Here is a 20,557-nt window from a genome sequence, read left to right as displayed (position 1 = left end):
TCACCGAGCTGCCGACCTTGGACGACTTTGTCCACTTCTGATGAAATAGTCAGATACGACCGCTTTATCGTCAAGCCCCCCGGGGCGACCGCTCGGCCCAGGGTGGCGGCTCGGCTCAGGCTGTGGTCGAGTCCGAAGGTTGCGCCAATGTGCTGTTCATGCCGCCGCAGGCTGTGTGGGCCGTTTTCGCCACCTCGACAGTTCCATACGGCGTATGGTAATCCTGAGAGAGTGCTTCCGTACGCCGTATGGAAGAGTCTGCTCGGCGGACCACGCCAGGCGCCGCACTGCGCCTGCATCCAGCCGATAGCGCAGATCGCACCAATCGGGAAGGAAAGACCATGAAGAAGCTCACGAGGCGCGTTGCCGTCACCACTTTCTCCGTGGCGGTCACGGGTGTCGCTGTTCTCGGCGCAGACGGCACCGCTTCGGCTGCGACTTCCGCATCCGCGCACGTCCAGCGCCCGGCCGTCAACGTCAGCGTCAACGCCGGCGACTACCGCTGGGACCACGGTGTCGGCTACCTGCTTGAACTGGGCTACTCCTGGGACGAGATCCATGGCTGGCACCACGACGGTCGGGATGAGATCAGCTGTCGCTGACCGCTGTCCAGGCAGGAGTGAAGTCGATGGAGTCTTTGAGGACCGTTATGCAGGGGGTGGCCGTGCAGCTTGTCATCTCGCGCACCTACTCGCTGTCCATGCGCATGAGCCTGCGATACGAGCCCACTGATCCCTATGTCGTCCGTGCCACCTTCTTCACCGACACGGACGAGCCGGCCGAATGGGTCCTGGGGCGTGATGTGCTGGCCGATGGCCTGACGGGTTCCGCAGGTTGTGGGGACGTCCGGGTCTGGTCGGCCGTCGGCCGTGGTGACCAAGTGATGTACATCGTCCTCGGGTCTCCCGCGGGCACCGCCTTGCTCGAGGTTCCCGTGCAGGACGTCAAGGCCTTCCTGGAGAACGCGGAGGCGCTAGTGCCACGGGGTACCGAGTCCGGACACATCGACTGGGACCTCGAACTGGCGAACCTGTTTGCACAAGGCTGAGAGAAGCCTCTCAACCGCCGTGCGGATGGGGATCTTTGCCCCGGCCACAGAAGAGAGAAGGAAAGAGAGTTCATGTCCCAGTACCAGCTTCGTGTCTACACATTGCGCAGCCCTGAGGCGCTCGTCGCCTACGAGAACATCTGGTCCAAGCACATTCCCGGTATGGCCAAGCACAGGATCGCCACACACGGCGTGTGGACGGTGCCCGCAGCGCCTCCCGGGAGTGAGGCGCCCCAGCTGTACGCCCTCGTTTCCTACCGGGACGCCGACGACGTTCAGGAGCGGCTGGAGGCGTACCTGTCCAGCCCCGAATTCCGTGCGGACATGGAGGGATTCGACATCAGCCAGATCGTCGGCGTCGCCGAGTCCGTGCTGATGCCCACCGCCGACTCACCCTTGCGGTGACAGGTACCGAGCCGCTCGAAGCCTGCGGCGGCCTTCTTACGGCAGGGTCCAGAGTCCTGGCAGCTCCGGGCCCGCGCGCGAGCCTTCATCCGCCCTCACACCATGGCGCGGCCGACGGGGCCTCCGCCGGCAGCCCCGGCGGAGGGGTGCCCACGCCCGTCTCCGCCCAGCCCGAGCAGCGCGCACGGTTTCGGCCGGGGCTGCCGCGCTTGCCCGGCACCTCGATGGCGGTGGCATCGCGCCTCCGGACCGGGCCGGCAGCGGGGGGCGCCGTATCGCTGACGGCGGTGGGCTTACCACTGCCTCCTGCACACGCGACGTTCCCGCTGACCGGTAGAGAGGTTGGGCGCTGGCCGCGAAGACGTACACGGGTGTCGCAGACGAATCTGGGTGAAACCGGACAAATAAGACCTCGCAGCCGGAAGGCCCACGGGGCGATGGAGGAGGCGATCGCTGTGACGTATGCGATAGGGACGTTGACCCGGCCGTGGACCCTGGCGCACCGTCCGGAAGCCGCCGGCCAAGCCCGCACCATCGCCCTGGAGTTGCTGACGCGGTGGGGGGTCAGCGAGGAGATGGCGGGCTCGGTGCTGCTGACCGTCTCGGAACTGGTCACCAACTCCGTACAGCATGCCCAGCCACCGCTGAGCTTCGGACTGGACTGCGACCCGGCCGACGGCCATGTGCACGTGGAGGTGGCCGACGGGGGCCCTGCCGCTACCGAGGCCGACCGGACGGTCGGCCTCGCCGCCGACGAACACGGTCGCGGGCTGCTGATCATCGATTGTCTCGCGGACGCACACGGGGAATGCCAGGAGGCAGGCCACGCCGTCCACTGGGTCGACATCACCGCCTTCCCATGACCCGACCATGAAGGGTCCGGCCGCCCCATACGCCACCACGGGCGGCGAGCCCCCTCGCCCGGCCGCCGGAACGCACGGCCTCACTCGGGCAAGAATTTCCATACGCCGTGCGGCTTGGTACCATACATTGTATGGAAAGTGCGAAGCGTACCCCAAGGGGCACTCGAAAGAGGGTTGTGCCTTTGACCGAGGCGGGGATCTGCACCTCCGCCCTGCGGCTCATCGACGCGGACGGGGTCGAGGCGCTCACGATGCGCAAACTCGCCGCCGCGCTGGACGCGAACCCGATGTCGCTGTACCACCATGTGCCGAACAAGGAAGCATTGCTGCGTGGCGTGGCGAGAATGGTCGGCGCCCGGTTCCGCACCGTGACATTGGAAGACGCTCCCTGGCAGGAGCGCATGCGCCTGCTTGCCACGGATTTCCGGACGCTGGCACACCGCCATCCGAACCTCATGGCCTACTCGTTCAGCCAGCCGGACTTCATCCAGCCCGAAGATCCCTTCTGGGTCGCGCTAGCCGCTGTACTTGATGCCGCAGAGGTTCCGCAGTCGGAGATCCCGCAGCTCGCCGCGCTCGTGTGCGCCGTCGTCATCGGCGTGATGATCGCCGAACTCAACGGCGCGCTCCACCGGTGGTCGAACCTCCAGCCCACCACACCCGCCTCCGGCGAGGACGGGCCGACGAGCGAGAGCTTTGGCGAGGACCGGATGTTCCGCCTGGTGCTGGACACGATCATCAGCGGCCTGGAAAGTCGGCTCACGGCCGATCACGACGGTGGGTGCGACGGCCGGCCCCCGCAGAACTCCGGGCGCGCCTCCGGATGCATCCCCCGTCAACTCCGACCACCGGCGGCACGCTGCGAAGAAGAGCCCCCGGGGAATCCCGTCTCGGACATGGCGGCCGGTTTCGACCCGCAAGAGCAGTGACGACCAAGAGCCCAGTGCGCCATGTCGGCCCGGCGGGGACGCCGCCGGACCGCCCACCGCCCCACCGGAGCCGTTCCGCTTCCGTCACAGACTCTCGCGGGCTCGTGCGGCATGGTTCTCCACTCCGGCGACCGCGGCGTCCAGCGCGGAGTTGAACATGCTGTCGATCACGTCCTTGGAGGGCGGGGGCGCGTCTGCCCCGTCGGGGTCCGACAGTGCTGGTGGCAGCGTGACCCACCGCTGCAGTGCCCCGTTCAGTTCGCTGAGCAGCAGACCCGTGAACACACCGACCAGGGTCGCGGCGACGCGCGGAATCTCCTCTTCGCGCAGTTTCGCGGCGGCCAGGATGTCGATCAGTGCCTGCCAGAAGGGGTCCTCCGGCTGCACGTAGTCGGGGCGCGTGAAGGAATACCCCATCAGTTTCGGGTGACGGTGCGACAGTTCGCGGAAGTCCCGGGCCAGTTCGCGCAGTCGGTCCTGCCAGGGGATGTCTCCCCGCTCCTCCGCGCTGAACTGCGAACCGACCCGGTGGGCCACGCCGCGCAGCACGGCGTCCTTGTTGGGCACGTGGTGGTACAGCGACATCGGGTTCGCATCGAGCGCGGTCGCGAGTTTGCGCATGGTGAGCGACTCGACCCCGTCGGCGTCGATGAGCTGCAACGCCATGGCGTGGATGCCGTCCTTGGTGAGCGGCACGTCCCTCTTTCTCGTGCCCCGAGGGGGCTTCCGTTCAGTCGCCATACGTTGTACGGTACCAGCCTTCGCCAACGTGGAGGGCAGTGGCACCGTTTTCAGCCCCTCGTTCCTCCGGCTTCGCGGACAGTCCCGGACTGGCGGCCTTGGTGGTCGACGAGGGCGCCAAGCCGCGCCTTAGAGGAAAACGCTCGGCTGGAAGCTGCGCTCGAGGGGTGCGGCAAGACGCTTGAGCAGCGGCTTCGGCGCACTGCCGCCTGACGCGTGCAGGCGGCAGAACAGGCGAGGCGTGTCGACCGATCCCACCCCCCGTGTACTCGCCTGCGGCGGCAGATCGCAGGTATGGCCTGCCGAGGAGTCCCTGGCGAACCCGGCTTGCCCGCTCTTACGGACTGATGCCGGACCGATCGAGCGCGGCGTAGAGATTAATCGAGCGCGGCGTAAAGATCAGAGGCACCGCCGCGGCGCGGCACACGCGCCTGCCTCTCTGGCGCTGCCGTCAGCCGCCAACGCGCGTGGGTGCAGACCCAGCCTCCCGATGCGTACTGGCAGGCCGGGGATTGGCTGCTCAACCGCACGTCGGCGCGGCCACCGTCGCGGATCGCCGCGGCCGCCGTCGCGGATCGTAGGTGTCCCCGGCCGCACCCGTCAGGAGAAGTCCGGTCAAGCCGCCGGCTGACGACGACCTGCCGCGCCCCTCGCCTCCTCCAGCCGGGAGCGCGTTCGGAAGCGCCTGATCTTGATGCGACCCCGCTGTGCGAGCGACGCCGTCCCTGATGAGTCGAACATTCCTGCTTCTCGATCCCAGGTCTGCCGATTGAGTTTCCATACGTCGTATGGTACCACTGAAGGCATACGGCGTATGGAAACCGGGTGCTGCCGTGCCGGCGCCCCGCCACACCGAATGGCACCCTTGCCCGCCTTTCCCCTTGAAGGAGCCAGCCATGACCACACAGCCCGAGACCGACCTGCGGCCCATCCGGTCTCCCCGGGGGGTCCCGCTCTTCGGCCACACGCCGCAGATCCCCAGCACCAACCCGGTGGAGTACTTCGGCAGGCTGTCCAAGCAGTTCCCCGAGGGGCTCTACGGCATGGAGATCGCCGGCATCGAGCAGGTCTTCGTCTGGGACCCGGACCTGGTGGCCGAGGTCTGTGACGAGACGCGGTTCTTCAAGCAGATCGACAAGACGCCGCTGGCCCATGTCCGGGACTACGCGGGAGCCGCCCTGTTCACGGCCCACCAGCACGAAGAGGAATGGGGCATGGCGCACCGAGTCCTCCTACCGGCCTTCAGCCAGCGGGCGATGAAGAGCTACTTCGGGCAGATGCTGGAGATCGCCCAGAACCTGGTGGGCAAGTGGGAGCGCAAGGAGGGCCGGCCGGTCAACATCACCGACGACTACACCCGGCTGACCCTGGACACCATCGCCCTGACGGGGTTCGGATACCGGTTCGACTCCTTCGCCAAGGAGGATCTGCACCCCTTCCTCAACGCGCTGCTGCAGGCGCTGGTCGAGTCGCTGCGGCGCTCGCAGGAGCTGCCGATGATGACCAAGATGCGCAAGGCCGACGACAGGAAGTATCGCGAGAACATCCGGCTGATGCGGGACCTGGTCGAGAACGTGATCAAGGAGCGTCGTGATGGGAAGGGCACCGGTGAGGATGACCTACTGGGCCTGATGCTGGAGGCCACCGACCCGGAGACCGGCAAGGGGCTGGAGGACGACAACGTCCGTGATCAGGTGCTGACGTTCCTGATCGCCGGTCACGAGACCACCAGCGGTCTGCTGTCGTTCGCCACGTACTCGCTGATGCGCAACCCGCACATCCTGGCCCAGGCCTACGCCGAGGTGGACCGGCTGCTGCCGGGCGACACGGTCCCGGACTACGACACGATCATGCAGATGGACGTGATCCCGCGGATCCTGGAGGAGACCCTGCGCCTGTGGGCTCCCATCCCGATGATCGGCAAGTCCCCGCTGGAGGACACCGTCATCGGCGGCTGCTACGGGCTGAAGAAGGGAGCGCGGGTCAACATCCTTGAAGGTCCGCTGCACACCCACCCCAAGGCGTGGGAGCGGCCGGAGGAGTTCGACATCAACCGGTGGCTGCCGGAGAACCGGGTCAACCACCACCCGCACGCCTACAAGCCGTTCGGCAACGGCGTGCGTGCCTGCATCGGCCGACAGTTCGCGCTCACCGAGGCCCGTCTGGCCCTCGCGCTGGTGCTGCAGAAGTTCAAGTTCGCCGACCCCGACGACTACAAGATGGACGTCAAGGAGGCGCTGACGCGCAAGCCCGGCGGCTTCGAACTGACCGTGCGGGCCCGTCAGGAGCACGAGCGGACCGTGTTCGGCGCAGTGGACCTGCAGACCGACGACACGCGGGCGCAGGCCGCGGTCAGCGGTGTCGGGGTGAACCTGACCGTCGCCTACGGCTCCAGCCTGGGCTCGTGCGAGGACCTGGCGCGCACCATCGCCGACCGCGGTGAGCGCTCCGGATTCGGCACCACCCTGGTCGGCCTGGACGAGCTGGGTGACAACCTGCCCACCGAGGGCCTGCTCGTCGTCGTGGCCTCCAGCTACAACGGCAAGGCCCCGGACAACGCGCAGCGTTTCGACGACCTGCTCGCCACCGGACTCCCGGAGGGCTCGCTGTCCGACGTGCGGTTCGCGCTGCTGGGTGCCGGCAACACCCAGTGGGTGGCCACCTACCAGGGCTTCCCCAAGCGCATCGAGGCGGGCCTGCTGGCCGCCGGCGCCACCCGCGTCATCGAGCGCGGCATCGCGGACGCCGCCGGTGACTTCGACGGCATGGCCACCCGCTGGATGGACACCCTGTGGGCCACCCTGGCCGAGGAGTACGCCGCCGACACCTCCGAAACCACCGGGCCGCGCTTCGAGGTGCAGCTGCTGACCGAGGCGGAGGTGCGTCCCGCGATCGTCTCCGAGCAGGCCTACCCCCTCACCGTGGTCGGCAACGAGGAGCTGGTCAGCGACGCGACCGGGCTGTGGGACTTCAGCATCGAGCCGCCGCGCCCGGCCGCGAAGTCCATCACCATCGAACTCCCCGACGGTGTCACCTATGACACCGGCAACCACCTGGCCGTCTTCGCCAAGAACGAGCCCGCGCTGGTCAACCGCGCCGTCGCGCGGCTCGGCATCGACCGCGACCAGGTCCTGCGTCTGGACCAGCCCGCGGGCGGCCGTACGCACCTCCCGGTGGGCACTCCCGTCACAGCGGGCCTGCTGTTCACCGAGTTCGTGGAGCTGCAGGACGTGGCCACCCGCTCGCAGATACAGACGCTGGCCGGGCACACCGAGTGCCCGTGGACCCGGCCGCAGCTGGACGCCTACACGGCCGACACCGCCGAGGCCGAGGAGCGCTACCAGACCGAGGTCCTGGGCAAGCGAGTCTCCGTGCTCAACCTGCTGGAGCGCTTCCCGGCGGTCGAACTGCCGCTCGGGGTCTTCCTGGAGATGACGGGCCCGATCCGCCCGCGGTTCTACTCCATCTCCTCCGCCCCGCTGGCCAACCCCCGGCACGTGCGGCTGACCGTCGGTCTGCTGGAAGGGCCGGCCCTGTCCGGCGACGGCCGGTACCGCGGCACCTGCTCCTCCTACATCGCAGGCCTCAATCCCGGTGACGTCTTCTACGGCTACGTGCGCGTGCCCTCCCCGACGTTCGCCCCGCCGGCCGACCCCGCCACGCCGCTGCTCCTCATCGGCCCCGGCACCGGCATCGCGCCGCTGCGCGGCTTCCTGGAGGAGCGCGCCCACCAGCACGCGAACGGCACCCAGGTGGGACTGTCCCAGGTTTTCGTCGGCTGCCGTCACCCGGAGCACGACTACTTCTACCGGCAGGAGATGCAGGACTGGGAGCAGGCCGGGATCGCCCAGGTGCATACGGCCTTCTCCGCGGTGACCGGACACCCGGCCCGGTTCGTCCAGGACGCCATCGTAGGTGCCGCCGACACCGTGTGGCAGGCCATCCAGGACGGTGCGTACATCTACGTCTGCGGCGACGGGCGCCGCATGGCACCCGCCGTGCGCGAGGCGCTCGCCGCCATCTACCGCAAGCACACGGGCAGCGACGACGAGGCCGCCCAGCAGTGGCTCGCCCAACTGGAAGCGGACGAGCGCTACCAGCAGGACGTCTTCGCCTGACCCTCTGACGCCGGGAGGGTGCGGCGGTCCTGACACCCCGCACCCCTCCCGGCCACCACTCACCCACGAGGCACCACACGGCACCCATCGGCCCGAACCGCCGGGAGTGCCGCTCACAGAAAGCAGAGCACCATGGACACCATGCTCGCCGGACGTTTCCACCTGGACAGCAAGAAGTTCGCCGTGGAGGAGGTCCCCGTCCCCGTGCCCGGCCCGGGCGAGGTCCTCATCGAGGTCAAGGCCGCAGGCGTCTGCCTCTCGGACGTCCACCTGCTCGACGGCTCCCTCGTCCCGCTGTTCGCCACCTCCGACACGGTCACCGTCGGCCACGAGGTCGCGGGTGTCGTCCACACTCTCGGCCCCGACCTCAAGCGCGGCCTGACCGTCGGCACCCGCGTCACTCTGGAGGCCGGCAAGACCTGCGGCCAGTGCGCCGGCTGCGTGCGCGGCCGCCCCTGCGCCCAGATGCTCACCGCCGGCATCGACTACGACGGCGGTTGGGCCCAGTACACCGTCGCCCGGGAGGACACCCTCATCCCCATCCCCGACAACCTCCCCTTCGACCAGGCCGCGATCATCCCTGACGCGGTCTCCACCCCCTACGCCGCCGTCGTCACCACCGCGGGCGTACGCCCCGCCCAGTCCGTCGGCGTCTGGGGCGTGGGCGGAGTCGGCGCTCACAACGTACGCCTCGCCCGCCTGGCCGGCGCCGCACCGATCATCGCCGTCGACCCGCTGCCCAGCGCCCGGGAACGCGCCCTGGCCTTCGGCGCGGACTTCGCCCTCGACCCGGCCGGCGCCGACTTCGCCGACCAGGTCCGCGCGGCCACCGCCGGACGAGGCCTCGACTTCGCCTTCGACTGCGCCGGCGTGCCGGCGGTCCGCGAGCAGGCCGCCGCCGCACTCGGCCTGGGCGGAGTCCTCGTCCTGGTCGGCATCAGCCCCAGGCCCCTCACCATCACCGAGGGTCTGACCTTCAACTACCTGGGCAAGCAGGTGCGTGGCCACTACGGCGGCAGCCCCGAGTCCGTCACCGAGCTGGTCCGGCTGGCCGAGGTAGGCCGTCTCGACCTGGCCCCCTCCATCACCGACCACATCCCGCTCGCCGAGGCCGCCGACGCGGTCAACCGGCTGGAGAACAAGATCGGCGACCCGATCCGCCTCATCCTCGTTCCCTGATATCCGAACAGAAAGTTCATCAAGACCACCTCGGGCAGGGGTGAGTGGGCGCCGGTGCTTGAGGGAGCACCGGCGCCCACGGTTTCCCGGTATCCGGGTCTGGCGCATACCGACTCCGGGGCAGACGAAGTCGGGCAGGGCGAGCCGGGTGATGTCTCTGCGTGGGACGCGCTTGCGTGCCGCCGCGTTGATCGGCTCGGCATCGCTGGTGAGCCGGGAAATCTCTTCGAGCAGCCGGTCGAGGATACGGCTCTGCGCGAGCCGGCAGGCGCGCAGCATCGCTGTGACCGGCTTCCCGCGCTGAGCCAGCCGACGCGCGTGCTCCGCGTCGGCGGCCGGCGGATCGATCCGCAGCAGGCCGTATCTGGCTGCGCGGTGTCCGGGAGGAGCCCGGTCTCAGGGGCTTGTCGTGGTCAAGGGTCCGCGCGGCCACCGGCGGACGGGGTGGACGCCCACGGCTTTCCGGTGTCCATGGGGCTGGCGCAGCCGGTGCGGGTCAGCCGAGGTCGGGCAGTGGCCGCCGGGTCACCTGGTGGGCGTCGTCCGCCGGGACGCCCAGCATGCGCAGGGCCATCTCGGCCAGGTCCGAGGCGGCCTCGTCGCCGTCGAGGTCGGGGCGGGCCAGCCGCAGCGCCACGAGGGACAGCAGGGTCCCGCCGAGGGCGGACAGGGCGGTGGTCGGGTTGGTGCAGGTGAAGCGACCCGAGGCGATGCCGATCTCCAGGTCGCGGAGCGCTCGTGGGGACAGGCCGCTCTGGGCGTGAATATGGGCCAGACCGCGATCACGCAGGATCCGCATGAGTTCCGGACGGGAGTCGGCCATCCGGGCGGTGAGCCGGAAGCCCGCCGCGACGAGTTCGGCCGGGTCCTCGATCCCTTCGACACGCTCGTCGATGGCCTGACCGAACTCCTCCAGGGCGTCCGCCACCGCGGCGTCGAACAGCTCCGTCTTGGACTCGAAGTGGTTGTAGAAGGAGCCGAAACCGACGTCCGCGCGCTCGGCGATGGCCTGGATGCTGGCGCTGGTGTCCCCGGTCTCCGCGAGGATCTGCCGGGCCGCGCGGACGAGCGCCTGACGGGTCTCGGCGCGGCGCCGCTCGAAGCGGTTCTTGGGCGGGGCTGACGTCGGCATACGGCGAGTGTAACAACCGCTGCGATGAGTCTGCCATTACTGATGAGACTATCAATTATTTGGGTCCACCCTATTGACGATGGGTAACGCCAAAGTTGATGATTTCCTCATTACAGCAGTGTTGCTTGGAGGACACCATGTCCCACACCCCCGTTAACAGGGCCGCTCCCCAGACGCCCCACCAAGACCTCCACAGTGAGCAGGGCGCCCTGCGCGGCGAGCACCCCGGACGGTCCCGGAATCCCGTGATCAAGGCGGCGGATCTGGCCTGGCTCGAGTTCGAGAAGCCGGACCTTGACCGAGCCGAGGTCTTCGCGCGTGACTTCGGGTTCGCGATCGCCGCCCGCACCGAGGGGGAGCTGTGGCTGCGCGGCACCTTCGCGGGCTCACCCTGCATGGTCATCCGGCGGGGGAGCGCGTCCCGGTTCATCGGTCCGGCGTTCCGTGCGGCCGAGCGGGCCGACCTGGACCGGCTGGCCCGCGCCACCGGCAGCACCGTCCGCGACATCGGCGTACCGGGCGGCGGACGGTCGGTCGCCCTGCTCGATCCCTCGGGCCTGCCGGTCCGGGTCGTGCACTGCGCCGAGCAGCTGGCCGCCCTGCCCGAGCAGGAGCCGCTGATCCTCAACTTCGGTACCGATCACCGTCGTACGAACGCCACCCAGCGTCCGTCCCGTGAGCCGTCCCGTATCCAGCGGCTGGGCCATGTGGTGCTGGAAACACGGGTGTTCGCCCGCACCCTGGACTGGTACCTGGACACCCTCGGGATGATCGTGTCCGACTTCTTGTTCCTGGACGCGCAGCGCGGGCGCGGGCCGACGATGGCGTTCATCCGGTGCGACCAGGGGAGCGTGGCCGTCGATCACCACACGCTGGCCCTGCACCTGGGGCCCGGGACCGGCTACGTCCACTCCGCCTACCAGGTCACCGACCTCGACGCGATCGCCGCCGGTGGGGAGTACCTGGCCGAGCGCGGCTACAAGCGCAGCTGGGGCATCGGCCGGCACATCCAGGGCAGCCAGCTCTTCGACTACTGGCGCGACCCCGACCACTTCATGCTGGAGCACTTCGCCGACGGCGACCTGTTCACCTGCGACCTGGAGCCCGGCTGGGCGCCGATGTCGGCGAGCGGCCTGGCCCAGTGGGGCCCACCGGTCACCCGCGACTTCCTGGGCGCCAACCCGTCCCCCGCCAAGCTGCGCGAGGTCGTGACGGCCCTGCGTGGCGACAACGAACTCGACCCCGCACGCCTGCTGGGCCTGATGAAAGCGATGAGCTCATGAGCACCAACGTTTTGCGCACCGCCGACGGTTGGTGGGTCGTCCGGGACGAACGCGCCGTTCGCGTCGAGACCAAGGCCGTCACCACCGCCGAACTGCTCGCCGACCGGGACCCGGTCCGCGAGGCCGCCGCCTCCGCCGAGAGCGGCACGCCCGTCGCCGACCTGGTGGCGCTGCCTCCGGTCACCACCCCGTGCCGGGTGGTCGCCCAGATGGTCAACTACCGCAGCCACGCCAAGGATTCGGGCTTCACCGGCGACATCCTGCCCACCTTCTTCCGCAAGGCGTCCGGCTCGGTCAGCGGCCCCCATGACACGATCATCCGTCCCGCGCACGTGAAGTTCCTCGACTACGAGGTGGAACTCGGCCTCGTCATGGGCGCGACCCTCCCCGTGGGCACCGTCGTCGAGGAGCAGGACCTGCCCCGCTACGTCGCCGGCCTTGTCCTGACCAACGACGTCAGCGCCCGCGACGTCCAGCTGACCAAGACTCAGTTCTACGAGAGCAAGTCCTATCCGACCTTCACGCCGACGGGTCCGTACCTGACCCTGCTGGAGCCCGAGGACTTCGCCCATCTGCTGAACCTGCGGCTGCGGCTGTCGGTCAACGGCGTGTCGCGCCAGGACCGCACGCTGGCCGACATGATCGTGCGGCCCGCACAGGCGCTCACCCTGCTCGCCCGCTTCCAGACCCTCGACCCGGGCGACCTGCTGCTGACCGGCACTCCGGGCGGCACGGCCCTGAAGGCCCCGCCCAAACTGGCCGAGAAGATCGGTGCGCTGCTGCCGCCCGCACTGAAGTGGAAGGCGTTCTTCAAGGGCCAGGCCAAGAACCCCAAGTACCTGCACAGCGGTGACCTCATCACCGCCACGATCGCCACCCCGGACGGACGGATCGACCTCGGCGAGCAGCGGACCCCCGTTACGGACGCAGCATGAAGGCCGCATCGCGTAGACCGGTGGTGATCATCGGTGCGGGACCCGTCGGTGTCATGGCGGGCCTGCTCCTCGCCCGGCACGGAGTGCGCAGCGTGCTCCTCGAACGCCACCGGGACATCTACCCTCTGCCGCGCGCCGTCGTCGTGGACGACGAGATCCGCCGGATCCTGCAGAGCGTCGGTGTCCACGAGGAGTTCGCCGCCCTCGCCCGCCCGGCGCGCGGGCTGCGGCTGCTGGACGCCCGGCGCCGCGTGATCACCGAGTTCCCGCGGTCCCTGCACGGACACCACGGCTTCCCGCAGACCAGCATGTTCGACCAGCCCGAGCTGGAACGCCTGCTGCGTGACGCCCTGGCGCGCCGCCCGGAGTGCGAGCTGTGGGGCGGGGTGGAGGTCGTGTCCGTCACCCAGGACACCGACGGATCGGATGATCCCACGGGTCCTGTCCGGGTCACCTTCCGGCGCGACGGCAGCGACGAGGAGGAGCACGTGTGGGCCGATGCCGTCCTCGGCTGCGACGGCGCGGGCAGCCTCACCCGTGACTCCATCGGCGCCGTGTGGGAGGACCTGCACTTCGAGGAGAGCTGGCGGGTCATCGACGTGCGCACCAGCCGCCCGGTGCGCACCTGGGAAGGCGCCGAGCAGATCTGCTGCCCCACCCGGCCCGCCACCTTCATGCGCGTCGGTGAGGACCGCTACCGCTGGGAGTTCCGGCTCGCCGACGACGAACCCCTGGACGGCCCGGACGGACTGGAACGCCTGCGTGAGCTGGTCGCCCCCTGGGTGGACCTGCCGCCCTCCGGTGCCTCGGTGGGCGGCGACTTCGAGGTGATGCGGCAGGCGCAGTACACCTTCCGGGCCCGTCTCGCCGACCGGTGGCGCAGGGGGCGTGTCTTCCTGCTGGGCGACGCTGCCCACCTCACCCCGCCCTTCGTCGGCCAGGGTCTGTGCGCGGGCCTGCGTGACGCCCAGAACCTCACCTGGAAACTCGCCCGCGTCCTCCAACAGGGCGCACCCGAGGGGCTGTTGGACACCTACGAACGCGAGCGCAAACCGCACGCCCGTCATGTGATCCGGATCGCGGTCGCCGTCGGCTGGGCCATGACCGGCGGGCAGGAGGGCGGTGCGGCGTTCCGCCGGGCCGCCATGGGCACGGTCTGTCGCATCCCCGGCGTGACCGCGGCGGTGAGCCGTGACCTCAGCCCCGCCCTGACCGCCGGTCCACTCGTACGGCGCCGCCCCAGGCTGACCGGCCGCGTGCTGGCCGGCACCTTCTGCCCGCAGCCCTGGGTACGGCACGACGGCAGGCGAGTGCGCCTCGATGACGTCCTCGGGGACTCCTTCGCCGTCCTGACCGCCGTGCCGCCCACGGCGCAGATGACGGCCGTGTCCACCGCACTGGGCGCCCCGACGATCCACGCCGATGACCTGGGCGACGACGGCACCCTGGCCGGCTGGCTGGCACGCGGCCGTGCCGACGCCGTCCTGCTGCGCCCCGACCGCGTCGTGATGGACACCGTCCCGGCCGGCACCGGCGACTTCACGGACGCCGTCGCCTGGGCCCCCCTGCTGTACACGGGCCGCCGTACCGCCGACGCCCGGCCCGCCTGACGAGGAGCACCACACCATGACCATCCCGCACCCCGCGCCGTATCCGGAACCCTTCTTCACTCCCGACCCGAAGTCGGCCGCCCACAGCCGCATCGCGGACTTCGCCCGATGGGCGGCCCGGCACCGGGGCGCCGAAGGGATCCAGGACCCCACGGACTACCGAGCCCTGTACCAGTGGTCCGTCACCGACCTCGAAGGGTTCTGGGCCGCGGTGTGGGAGTACTTCGACATCGACGCGACGAGTCCGTACGAGGAGGTGCTGGCCGAGGAGACCATGCCCGGCGCCCGCTGGTTCCCCGGCGCCACCCTCAACTACGCCCATCACGCACTGCGCAACCTGCGGCCCGACGCTCCCGCGATCACCGCCCTGGACGAGACCGGAGCCGGCTATGAGATCACGGGCCGGGAGCTGCGCGCCCGGGTCGCCTCCGTCGCTGCCAGCCTGCGCGACCTTGGCGTCGGACAGGGCGACCGGGTGGTGGGCTATCTGCCCAACACCCCCCACGCCATCATCGCCTTCCTCGCCACCGCCAGCCTGGGCGCGGTGTGGTCGGTGTGCGGCCAGGACTACGCACCCAAGGCCGCCGCCGACCGCTTCGCCCAGCTCGAACCCACGGTGCTCATCACCGCTGACGGCTACCTTTTCAACGGCACCACGCACGACCGCCGCGCCGCCTCGCTCGAACTCGCCGCCGCCCTGCCGACGCTGAAGGCCACGGTGCTCGTGGACCACGTGGGCCTTGTCTGGCCCGAGGACAGGCACACCTGGCTGACGGTGCCCTGGGAGGACGCGGCTGCTCGCGTCGAGTACCTCACCACCGCCCCGGTGCCGTTCGACCACCCACTGTGGGTCGTCTTCTCGTCCGGCACCACCGGCCTGCCCAAGGGCATCGTCCACGGGCACGGCGGGGTCCTGCTCGAACACCTCAAGACCCTCGGTCTGCACACCGATCTCGGCGTCGGGGACCGCCTGCTGTGGTACACCACCACCCACTGGATGATGTGGAACCTGGTCGTCGCCACCCTGCTGACCGGTGCCACCACCTGCACCTACGACGGCAGCCCGGCACCGCAGGTGCGTCCGGACGTCCTGTGGGAGCTGGCGGCCCGCCACAAGGTCACCGTCTTCGGCACCAGCCCGCAGTACCTGCTGGCCATGGCCAAGCTGGGAATCGAACCCTCCGTGCACGACCTGTCCGCCGTCCGCGTCGTCGGCTGCACCGGCTCCGCTCTGCCCGCCTCCGCCTATCCCTGGGTTCGCGACCACGTGGGCGCGGGCATCCAGCTGGCCTCCACCAGCGGCGGCACGGACGTCGTCTCCGGCTTCGCCGGCAGCGCCTCCACGACCCCCGTCTGGGCGGGGGAGCTGTCCGCACCCAACCTGGGCGTGGCGCTGGCCTCGTACGGCCCCGACGGCACCCCTGTCCTCGACCAAGTCGGCGAACTGGTCGTCACCCGCCCCATGCCGTCCATGCCGCTGTACTTTTGGAACGACCCCGATGGCAGCCGCTACCGCGACGCCTACTTCGGCGCCTATCCCGGTGTGTGGCGGCACGGCGACTGGATCACGCTCACCTCGCACGGCTCGGTGATCGTCCACGGCCGCTCCGACGCCACCCTCAACCGCAACGGCGTGCGCCTGGGCAGTGCCGACATCCACGACGTCGTCGAACGCCTGCCCGAGATCACCGAGGCCCTCGTCGTCGGCGCGGAGGAACCCGACGGCGGCTACTGGATGCCGCTCTTCGTGGTCCTCGCCGACGGGGTCGGCCTGGACGATTCCCTGCGCGACCGGATCCGCGACGCGATCCGCGCCGGCGCCTCACCCCGCCACGTCCCCGACGAGATCCTCGCCGTACGGGCCCTGCCGCACACGAAGACCGGCAAGAAGCTCGAGGTTCCCGTCAAGCGCCTGCTCCAGGGTGCCCCCGCAGAGCAGGTCCTGAACCCCGCGGCGGTCGACAACCCCGACCTGATCGCCTACTTCGCCCGCTTGGGCGCGGAGCGGAACAAGCGGTCAGCGCACGACACATGACGTCGGCCAGGGGACCCCAGGCCCACGTGACAGCACTGGGTCCTTGTGCCCTGCCCGGCTCCGCAAACCCCGTCCCCACCGCGTGGTGCCGGAGCGGTCGACCCGCCCCGGCACCACGCCATCCGCACAACCGAAGTAAGAGAGAAACCATGAGCACGACCGACCGCGCACCTCAGGCCCTCGATGTCCTCGACGACGCCGGACGAAAGGTGCTGTTCACCGAGGCCCGCACCGCGAACACCTTTGCCGAGGTGGCCGTTGCCGACGACGAACTCGCCATGATCTGGGAACTCGCCCGCTGGTCGCCGAGCGCCGCCAACGGCCAGCCTCTGCGCGTGCTCTTCGTGCGCACCCGCGAGGGCAAGGAGCGACTCGTCCGGCATCTCGACGATGGGAACAGGGCCAAGACGCTCAGTGCGCCGGCCGTGGCGATCCTGGCGTACGACGTCGACTTCCACGAGCAGATGCCGACCGTCTTCCCGGCTCGCGGCGACATGCTCCGAGCGGCGTTCGCCGACCAGATCGACACGCGCGAGAGCCTTGCCGCCTACAACTCTGCACTGCAGACCGGGGTCTTCCTGCTCGCGGTCCGCGCGGCGGGACTCGCGGCCGGTCCCATGGCGGGCTTCGACAAGGCCGGAGTGGACGGGGAGTTCTTCGCCGCTACCAGCTGGCGTTCGCAACTGGTGGTCAACATCGGTCACCCCGGTACCGACCCGTGGTTCCCGCGGCTGCCCCGCGTGCCCGTCGAGGACGCCGTCGCCTATGCCTGAGGCACGGCGGCCGTCTGGTAGGTGAGAGGCGCCATGCCGTGGGCGCCGGTGCTCTTCCGAGTACCGGCGCCCATTGTTCTTCGAGGTAGCTGTGATGGATCTTCTGCAGAGGTGTCAGGGCACGAGCACGAGACGCGGGCCATCGGCACCGTGTCAATAAGTGCGCCGTACTGCCGAGCTCGCGCATCGCCCGCTGTCGGTCGGCCTGGCCGGGGTCGACCGCCGAATCGGGACTCGGCGCCCCTGTCGACCGTGAGGAACTGCGGCGCCAGGTGACGCGTCTGGAGCAGCGAAACACCGAGCCGGCGGCGCGACTGGAGGAGAAGGACGCAGAGTTGGAGGCCGCCCGCGGAGCCAACAACCGCGATCTGACCAGGGCGCTGAACCAGCAGCGGAGCGCGGAACGGTAGGTCCTCCTCACGGGCGGCCGTATCCCGTTTCCAGCGGGTTCCCTGCCGTCGTCACTCGACGCAGGCGGTCAGACACGCCCTCCACCGAGAAATCGCGGCAAAATGCGTGAAAATGACTGAAGAGGCCTTTTTTGGTATGTGCCAGGGAGTCACAGATGGACGCCTCGGACGAACTCCTTCAAGGGGCTGACCCGGCGGCTCTTCTGACGCTGGACGGTGCTATCCGCAGCCTCAACGCTGCGATGGCCACAGCGCTGGGCAGGTCTGCGGAGCAGTGCCTGGGACGTGACTTCGGTGATCTGTGGCCCGCAAGCCAGCGGATGTCGGCCGAGAGCCTCGTGGCCCACGCCGCCAAGACGAAGGCGGTCGCGATGCGGGTGCTCGACTTCCCCGGGCGAGGCGGAGCACCCGTTGCCTCCTTGATCGAGGCGCGGCAAGTGAAGGATCCCGCGAGTGACGAGCAACTGGTCTGGGTGCACGCACTGGACGCGCGAAACGACCTGGCCAGTCTGCTGATCCCGTTCCGGCTGGCCACCACGGCCGCCCACCTCGGCCTGTGGATGTATTCACCCTATGACCATCATCTGGAATGGCTCGGCGGCGCACCCGCCCTGGCCGCGCTCTTTCCCGACCCCACAGTGTCACTTTCCACAGTGATATCGGCAGTTCACCCTGACGACCGGGAGGCCCTGCGGCAGCTCCTGCGCTCGGCCTCCACCCAGCAGTCCCCCTGGGTGAGGTTGCGGTACCTCCCCCCGCACGAGGGCTGGCACCAACTGGCTGCCCAGACCCATCGGATCCAGTTGGGATATGGCGGCCCCGAGCGGGTCTTCGGAATGCTCCGCGACGACACCAAGCAGGAGGAGCGCAAGGCGAAGGCGCAGGCCGCACTGACTGCCGAGCGACAGCGCGCCAAGGACATCGCCGACTTCTCCTCCGCCTTGATCACCGCAGCCACGGAGCAGGAGCTGCGGCAGGTCGCCCTGACCCGGCTCGCCGCAACCTTTGGCGCCGGCGGCGCCCTGCTCGCACTCGTCGACGAAGGCCGCCTGCGCGTCTCCACCGATGCCGGGATAGCCATGTGGGAAGTCGACGTCCTGCACGGCCTGCCGCTGGACCATCCGAGCGCCCTGCCCGAGGCGATCCGCACCGGCAAGCCGCAGCTCATCCTCGACCGGAAGGATTACATCCGCCGCTGGCCACACGGGGCCGAATTTCCGCGGCTCGGCCGACTCGGCTCCGACTACGCCACCTCGATCACCCCCCTCAGCGAGGCCGGCAACCAGCCGCTCGGGGCGTGGCTGGTGACCTACGGCAGCGGATACCGGCCGTCCTTGGACGAGATGACCCTCATGGGTGCGCTGGCCGACCTGGCAGGCCAGGCACTGAGGCGCATCAGGTTGCAACAGTCACGAGTCGAGCTGGCCACGGCACTGCAGAAGACCATGCTCCCCACACTGCCCGAGCACCTCGCGGGCCTGGAGGTCGCCGCCCGCTACCGGCCAAGCCGCGACGGGCTGGACATCGGCGGAGACTGGTACGACGCCTTCGTGATGCCCGACGGCACGGTCGCAATGGAGATCGGCGACGCCCAAGGGCACGACGTGGACGCCGCCGCAGTCATGGGACAGGTACGTGCCTCCATGCGCGCGATCGCCGCCCACGAACCGGATCCCGGAACCGTGCTGACGCGCACCAACGAGTTGCTCGTCACGATGGGCGCGGCACGATTCGCGAGCTGCACCATGCTGCATATCGACCCGGGCGACGGACGGGTCACCGGCGCAAGCGCCGGCCATGTGCCGTTGCTGAGCGCGCGCAAGGACGGCAGCCACAGCATCCATGAGCTGGCGGGTGGGCCGGTCCTGGGAGTCGTGCCCGACATCGAGTACAGCGAGGAGATCTTCACCCTGGACGAGGACAGCGCGCTGGTCATGGTCACGGACGGCGTGGTCGAGGGACCGGGCCTCACGTTGGATGCCGGATTGGAGCGAGCCGGAACACTGGCCGGCGCGGCCCTCCACGACGGACTGAACGCCGACGAGACCGCCGACCGCATCCTCGACGCCGCGGTCGCGGTGGACCACCTCGACGACGTGGCCGTGCTGGTCATCCGACGCACATGACTGCGCCCGCGTCCTCACGACGTCGGCGCCCCGTCTGAAGGGGTACTCAACGCGCCGAGAGAATCGGACGGCCTCCGATTGCCTGGGGCGTCCGGCCGACTTGAGCGCGGCGCGTGCCTCGCCGGCCGTCCGGGCCGGCACGACCCGACGTCGGATCGTGATGTGTCATCCAGGCCGAGTGCCGGCGTCCGGAGCGCACCCTCATCGGGCACCCCTTCAATCCGCCGCACATCATCCCGCTGGTCGAAGTCGTAGGCGGAACGAAGACCGCCGCGGAGACGATCCGGGACGCAATGTCGTTCTACGCCGCGATCGGCAAGAAGCCGATTCACCTCAAGAAGAAGCCCCCCGCGCACGTCGCCAACCGTCTCCAGGCCGCGCTGTATCGCGAGATCGTCCACCTGATCGAGCAGGGTGTGCTCGACGTCGCGGACTCCGACGACGCGGTGTCCTGGGGTCCAGGGCTCAGGTGGGGCTGCCGGAGCCGATCGACCTGCCGCTCGACCTCGCTGAGCGCACGCTGCACTGGACCGACCGAGGGGACCCGTCGCGAGGCAACTCCGTGAACCGCACGCCGATGGATCCGCCGGAGGGACAGCGAGAGCCCGAGATCTTGTGGACCCATCTGATGGACGGCATCGGCATAGCTCTCGATCTGGACGACGGCCGCATGTTCGTGACCGACATGGCCGGGACCGTCTACGCGGCGGATCTCGACGGATCGAACCGGCGGGAAATCCTCATCGCGCGGGGCAACGTCACCGGGATCGCCCATGCCGTGATTCCCACGTGGTTCCAGCGACGGCAGTGGTGGCGTCGAGCTTCTGCTGCTGCTTGCGTCGTGGGGCTGCCCCATGCCGGGCGTCACGGCGAATTGCACCCGACGTGATGGTGAGACCAGCGGTCAAAGACCTGAGATGCGGCACCCACGTGGTGCGGCAGAATGGACAGCGGAGCCTTCGTGCAGGCA

At 69.4% G+C, this 20,557-nt stretch carries 18 protein-coding genes; 16 read left to right on the top strand and 2 right to left on the bottom strand.

Translation table 11 applies throughout. The annotated features are described in order from the left end of the window. The first annotated feature begins 341 nt into the window (after positions 1–341). The 5 genes from ACFVXA_RS24675 (at position 342) to ACFVXA_RS24655 (ending at position 3,245) form a co-directional block, all read left to right on the top strand. A complete protein-coding gene (locus ACFVXA_RS24675; RefSeq protein ID WP_390026664.1) occupies positions 342–602 on the top strand; it encodes a hypothetical protein in 261 nt (86 codons plus the stop codon). A gap of 26 nt (positions 603–628) precedes the next feature. Then, a complete protein-coding gene (locus ACFVXA_RS24670; protein ID WP_362030423.1) occupies positions 629–1,048 on the top strand; it encodes an SsgA family sporulation/cell division regulator in 420 nt (139 codons plus the stop codon). 72 nt (positions 1,049–1,120) lie between these two features. After that, positions 1,121–1,453, top strand: a complete 333-nt coding sequence (locus tag ACFVXA_RS24665) for an NIPSNAP family protein (protein ID WP_384018106.1) — start codon at positions 1,121–1,123, stop codon at positions 1,451–1,453. Positions 1,454–1,908: 455 nt separating this feature from the next. Continuing rightward, positions 1,909–2,316 (top strand): ATP-binding protein, encoded by a 408-nt coding sequence (locus tag ACFVXA_RS24660; protein WP_384398110.1) that lies wholly within the window; start codon positions 1,909–1,911, stop codon positions 2,314–2,316. A 176-nt stretch (positions 2,317–2,492) separates the two neighbouring features. Beyond that, entirely contained in the window at positions 2,493–3,245 is a 753-nt protein-coding gene (locus tag ACFVXA_RS24655) for a TetR/AcrR family transcriptional regulator (RefSeq protein ID WP_390026691.1), read from the top strand. Between the two features lie 84 nt (positions 3,246–3,329). Here ACFVXA_RS24655 and ACFVXA_RS24650 read toward each other — a convergent pair whose 3' ends face one another. Beyond that, positions 3,330–3,986, bottom strand: coding sequence for a TetR/AcrR family transcriptional regulator (locus ACFVXA_RS24650; RefSeq protein WP_384398108.1), 657 nt, complete (start codon positions 3,984–3,986; stop codon positions 3,330–3,332). Positions 3,987–4,882: 896 nt separating this feature from the next. Between ACFVXA_RS24650 and ACFVXA_RS24645 the strand changes: the two genes are divergently transcribed. After that, positions 4,883–8,104, top strand: coding sequence for a cytochrome P450 (locus ACFVXA_RS24645; RefSeq protein ID WP_390026661.1), 3,222 nt, complete (start codon positions 4,883–4,885; stop codon positions 8,102–8,104). A 132-nt stretch (positions 8,105–8,236) separates the two neighbouring features. Beyond that, positions 8,237–9,283: a zinc-binding dehydrogenase gene (locus ACFVXA_RS24640; RefSeq protein ID WP_362030403.1), complete on the top strand. Its 1,047-nt coding sequence runs from the start codon at positions 8,237–8,239 to the stop codon at positions 9,281–9,283. A 496-nt stretch (positions 9,284–9,779) separates the two neighbouring features. Here the strand turns inward: ACFVXA_RS24640 and ACFVXA_RS24635 are convergent, their stop codons facing one another. Next, positions 9,780–10,415, bottom strand: coding sequence for a TetR/AcrR family transcriptional regulator (locus ACFVXA_RS24635; RefSeq protein WP_362030405.1), 636 nt, complete (start codon positions 10,413–10,415; stop codon positions 9,780–9,782). Between the two features lie 137 nt (positions 10,416–10,552). Between ACFVXA_RS24635 and ACFVXA_RS24630 the strand changes: the two genes are divergently transcribed. The 9 genes from ACFVXA_RS24630 to ACFVXA_RS24590 all read left to right on the top strand — a co-directional run bounded on the left by ACFVXA_RS24630 (position 10,553) and on the right by ACFVXA_RS24590 (position 20,476). Then, positions 10,553–11,698 carry a VOC family protein gene (locus tag ACFVXA_RS24630; protein WP_390026659.1) on the top strand — a complete coding sequence of 382 codons (1,146 nt, stop codon included), beginning with the start codon at positions 10,553–10,555 and terminating at the stop codon, positions 11,696–11,698. After that, on the top strand, positions 11,695–12,633 hold the full coding sequence (locus ACFVXA_RS24625) for a fumarylacetoacetate hydrolase family protein (protein ID WP_390026657.1): 939 nt from the start codon (positions 11,695–11,697) through the stop codon (positions 12,631–12,633). The genes ACFVXA_RS24630 and ACFVXA_RS24625 overlap by 4 nt, the downstream gene beginning before the upstream one ends. Further along, entirely contained in the window at positions 12,630–14,243 is a 1,614-nt protein-coding gene (locus tag ACFVXA_RS24620; RefSeq protein WP_390026655.1) for a bifunctional 3-(3-hydroxy-phenyl)propionate/3-hydroxycinnamic acid hydroxylase, read from the top strand. Before ACFVXA_RS24625 ends, ACFVXA_RS24620 begins: the two co-directional genes overlap by 4 nt. Positions 14,244–14,259: 16 nt before the next feature. Beyond that, positions 14,260–16,278, top strand: coding sequence for an acetoacetate--CoA ligase (locus ACFVXA_RS24615; RefSeq protein WP_390026652.1), 2,019 nt, complete (start codon positions 14,260–14,262; stop codon positions 16,276–16,278). Between the two features lie 149 nt (positions 16,279–16,427). After that, positions 16,428–17,051 (top strand): malonic semialdehyde reductase, encoded by a 624-nt coding sequence (locus tag ACFVXA_RS24610; protein WP_390026650.1) that lies wholly within the window; start codon positions 16,428–16,430, stop codon positions 17,049–17,051. A 272-nt stretch (positions 17,052–17,323) separates the two neighbouring features. After that, positions 17,324–17,461 (top strand): hypothetical protein, encoded by a 138-nt coding sequence (locus tag ACFVXA_RS24605; protein WP_383741997.1) that lies wholly within the window; start codon positions 17,324–17,326, stop codon positions 17,459–17,461. A gap of 155 nt (positions 17,462–17,616) precedes the next feature. Continuing rightward, a complete protein-coding gene (locus ACFVXA_RS24600) occupies positions 17,617–19,587 on the top strand; it encodes a SpoIIE family protein phosphatase (protein WP_390026648.1) in 1,971 nt (656 codons plus the stop codon). Between the two features lie 167 nt (positions 19,588–19,754). Continuing rightward, positions 19,755–20,153, top strand: coding sequence for a 3-hydroxyacyl-CoA dehydrogenase NAD-binding domain-containing protein (locus ACFVXA_RS24595; RefSeq protein WP_390026689.1), 399 nt, complete (start codon positions 19,755–19,757; stop codon positions 20,151–20,153). Further along, a complete protein-coding gene (locus ACFVXA_RS24590; RefSeq protein ID WP_390026645.1) occupies positions 20,150–20,476 on the top strand; it encodes a hypothetical protein in 327 nt (108 codons plus the stop codon). The genes ACFVXA_RS24595 and ACFVXA_RS24590 overlap by 4 nt, the downstream gene beginning before the upstream one ends. Positions 20,477–20,557: the final 81 nt, after the last annotated feature.

The organism is Streptomyces sp. NPDC058246, from assembly GCF_042881985.1.
GTDB lineage: Bacteria > Actinomycetota > Actinomycetes > Streptomycetales > Streptomycetaceae > Streptomyces.
Note: the sequence above shows the minus strand (reverse complement) of the source record. Positions and strands in the feature narration are given on the sequence as shown.

What these genes read in the sequence shown, in the direction of transcription:
- ACFVXA_RS24675 (WP_390026664.1), top strand. Translation starts at nt 342, where the DNA reads ATGAAGAAGCTCACGAGGCGCGTTGCCGTCACCACTTTCTCCGTGGCG.
- ACFVXA_RS24670 (WP_362030423.1), top strand. Translation starts at nt 629, where the DNA reads ATGGAGTCTTTGAGGACCGTTATGCAGGGGGTGGCCGTGCAGCTTGTC.
- ACFVXA_RS24665 (WP_384018106.1), top strand. Translation starts at nt 1,121, where the DNA reads ATGTCCCAGTACCAGCTTCGTGTCTACACATTGCGCAGCCCTGAGGCG.
- ACFVXA_RS24650 (WP_384398108.1), bottom strand. Translation starts at nt 3,986, where the DNA reads ATGGCGACTGAACGGAAGCCCCCTCGGGGCACGAGAAAGAGGGACGTG.
- ACFVXA_RS24645 (WP_390026661.1), top strand. Translation starts at nt 4,883, where the DNA reads ATGACCACACAGCCCGAGACCGACCTGCGGCCCATCCGGTCTCCCCGG.
- ACFVXA_RS24640 (WP_362030403.1), top strand. Translation starts at nt 8,237, where the DNA reads ATGGACACCATGCTCGCCGGACGTTTCCACCTGGACAGCAAGAAGTTC.
- ACFVXA_RS24635 (WP_362030405.1), bottom strand. Translation starts at nt 10,415, where the DNA reads ATGCCGACGTCAGCCCCGCCCAAGAACCGCTTCGAGCGGCGCCGCGCC.
- ACFVXA_RS24630 (WP_390026659.1), top strand. Translation starts at nt 10,553, where the DNA reads ATGTCCCACACCCCCGTTAACAGGGCCGCTCCCCAGACGCCCCACCAA.
- ACFVXA_RS24625 (WP_390026657.1), top strand. Translation starts at nt 11,695, where the DNA reads ATGAGCACCAACGTTTTGCGCACCGCCGACGGTTGGTGGGTCGTCCGG.
- ACFVXA_RS24620 (WP_390026655.1), top strand. Translation starts at nt 12,630, where the DNA reads ATGAAGGCCGCATCGCGTAGACCGGTGGTGATCATCGGTGCGGGACCC.
- ACFVXA_RS24615 (WP_390026652.1), top strand. Translation starts at nt 14,260, where the DNA reads ATGACCATCCCGCACCCCGCGCCGTATCCGGAACCCTTCTTCACTCCC.
- ACFVXA_RS24610 (WP_390026650.1), top strand. Translation starts at nt 16,428, where the DNA reads ATGAGCACGACCGACCGCGCACCTCAGGCCCTCGATGTCCTCGACGAC.
- ACFVXA_RS24600 (WP_390026648.1), top strand. Translation starts at nt 17,617, where the DNA reads ATGGACGCCTCGGACGAACTCCTTCAAGGGGCTGACCCGGCGGCTCTT.